We start from the raw sequence: 2,712 nt of genomic DNA, 5'->3' as shown, positions 1-2,712 counted from the left end.
CCCATTCGCTATCGACCGTGTCCGTCGAAATCGTGATCGCTGGTAGGTCCGAAAGGAGGTTGATGAGCAGTATCTGAACCGGCAGGAGTGGAAGGAACGGCAAGAAGAGCGACGCACCCGCCATGCTGAACATGTTGCCGAAGTTCGCGCTCGTGGTGAGAAAGATGTACTTCAGGGTGTTCATGAACGTTCGTCGCCCCGATCGAATACCGTCGACGAGGACGGACAGATCCCGTTCGAGAAGCACGATGTTCGCCGCCTCTTTTGCCACGTCGACGGCGCTATCGACCGAGAGCCCGGCATCGGCCGCGCGAAGCGACGGCGCGTCGTTGATACCGTCGCCCAGATCGCCGACCACGTGCCCCTGATCATGCAACGCGACGATGATTCGTTCCTTCTGGCTCGGTTCGACTTCGGCGAAGAGGTCGACCCGGTCGATCCGTGCACGGAGCGCGTCGTCGCTCATCCCGGCGATATCCGTTCCCGTCAGGACTTGCCGTTCGTCCGCCAATCCGACGAGTTCACCGACGTGGTGAACCACGTATCTGTTGTCCCCGGAAATGATCTTGAGTCCGACACCGAGCGATTCGAGATCGTCCACCGTCTCCGCGATGCCGTCTTTCGGTGGGTCCTCCAGCAGGAGCAGTCCGAGAAAGCTCATCTCCGTCTCGTCCGCCCGGGTGACCTGCCGTTTCTCCTCCCAGGTTCGTGTTGCGACGCCGAGCACTCGAAACCCCTCCTCGCTCGCCGCTTTGAACCCTTCCCGAATCGACGGCTCGGCTTCGGAAATAGGAACGATGTCCCCGGATGCCGTTTCCGCCGTCGTACAGACGTCGAGGACGTTTTCGACCGCCCTTTCGTTATCAACCGCGATTCGTCCCGATCCGCGAGCAGGACGCTGAGGCGTTTGCGCGTAAAATCGTACGGCACCTCGCCGAGCTTTCGATACGGCGTCGTGTCGATGTCGTCGGCTTCCCGGACCGCGTCGTCGATCGGATTCTCGAAGCCGCTTTCGTACGACGAGTTCAGATACGCGTGGAGAAAGGTGCGCTCGCTCTCGTTTCCGTCGATGTCGATCGCGGAATGCACCCGAATCGTCCCTTCGGTGAGCGTGCCCGTCTTGTCTGCACAGAACACGTCCATACTGCCGAAGTTCTCGATGGACGACGGTTGCTTGACGATGACGTTCTCCGTTGCCATGTCTCTCGCCCCGCTGGCGAGGTTGATGGTGATGATCGCCGGCAACAGTTGTGGGGTCAACCCGACGGCGAGCGCGAGGGCGAAGAGAAACGAATCGAAGATAGGCCGTTGGAAGTAGACGTTGATGGCGAAGATGGCGAGCACCAGCAACAGCGTCACCTCCAGCAGCAGGTGACCGAAGTGCCGGATACCGCGTTCGAAATCCGTTTCCGGCGGTCGATACTGTAGCCGTTCCGAGATTTGGCCCAACTCCGTTTCCTCGCCGGTTCGAACGACGACGGCCGTCGCTTCACCGCTCACGACGTGCGTCCCCATGAACAACGAGTTCGTCCGGTCGGCGATCGGTGCCGTCGGGGAAACGGTTCCGGGTGTTTTCTCGACGGGGAACGTCTCCCCCGTTAACACGGCTTCGTTGACGTGCAGGCTTTCCGCTTCGAGGAGCCTGCAGTCCCCCGGAATCGTATCGCCAGCGTTGAGATGGGTGATATCGCCCGGAACGACTTCGTCGATCTTGACCGCGCTCGGTTCTCCGTCCCGAACGACCTCCGCTTCGATTTCGACGAGCGAGAGCAACTCTTCGACCGCGTTCGTCGCGCTGTACTCCTGCCAGAACCCCAGCAGTCCGCTCAGAAGAACGATCGCGAAGATGATCCACGTTTCCGTTTTTTCGCCGAGCAGAAACGAGAGGACGGCCGCAAACAGGAGCAAGAGGACGATCGCACTCTTGAACTGCCGAGCGAACAATCGAACTACCGAGAGCCGTTCTTTTCGTTGGAACCGATTGTATCCGTACGCTTCCAACCGCTGGCGTGCGGTTTCCGTCGAAAGACCGGCCCGCGTCGTGTCCAGTTCGGCAAACAAGCCGTCAACCGATTCGCTCCAGAATGATGGTTCGCGTTGCATGTAGTATTCGACGAACGTCGTCCGAAATTCCGAATCGGCGTACGATGTCCGTTTCAATAAATGTCCGCCCGACGATCCAACGCCATCGATTTCGCGTACCCGACACCACCGATTTCGCGTACGGGCCACAGTTGGTGCGAACGTCTTCGCCGTCGTGTTCGACGGGCCGTGTCGGCCGCCTTCTTCCGAACGTGGTCCTCGTGGCCGGTAAGTTATTTTTTGTTGCTATCCGTATCGAGAAGTAGATGAACTATCGAACGCTCGGCTCGACGGGTACGAAAGTCTCGGAACTCTGTTTCGGCACGTGGCGATTCGGGAAACGCACCGGTGACGTCCTCGAAACGGACCGCGAGGAAGCACACGACCTGCTCGACGCCGCGTGGGAGAACGGTATCAACTTCATCGATACCGCAAATGTGTATGGCACCCCAAACGGTAGGAGCGAGGAGTACATCGGCGACTGGCTCACCGACCACGACCGTGAGGACTTCGTCATCGCCTCGAAGGTGTACTTCCCGTTCGACGGTTGGGGCGAACCGGGACCGAACGACTCGGGGCTCTCGCGTAAGCACATCCGGGCCCAGATCGAGGGGACGCTCGACCGCCTCG

Annotated in this window: 3 protein-coding genes; 1 reads left to right on the top strand and 2 read right to left on the bottom strand. The window is 59.8% G+C overall.

Going from position 1 to position 2,712, the window contains the following annotated elements:
* Positions 1–727: HAD-IC family P-type ATPase (locus tag WBV42_RS00145; protein WP_423984246.1), on the bottom strand; the 727-nt coding region annotated here is incomplete at its 3' end.
* Positions 658–2,160 carry a cation-translocating P-type ATPase gene (locus WBV42_RS00140; protein WP_423984245.1) on the bottom strand — a complete coding sequence of 501 codons (1,503 nt, stop codon included), beginning with the start codon at positions 2,158–2,160 and terminating at the stop codon, positions 658–660. The genes WBV42_RS00145 and WBV42_RS00140, both read right to left, overlap by 70 nt.
* Before the next feature lie 188 nt (positions 2,161–2,348).
* Between WBV42_RS00140 and WBV42_RS00135 the strand changes: the two genes are divergently transcribed.
* The coding region (locus WBV42_RS00135; protein WP_423984244.1) for an aldo/keto reductase at positions 2,349–2,712 on the top strand (364 nt) is incomplete at its 3' end.

The organism is Haladaptatus sp. (assembly GCF_049589095.1).
Lineage (GTDB): Archaea > Halobacteriota > Halobacteria > Halobacteriales > Haladaptataceae > Haladaptatus.
The sequence above is the reverse complement of the archived record's forward strand: the minus strand, read 5'-3'. Positions and strand labels throughout refer to the sequence as shown.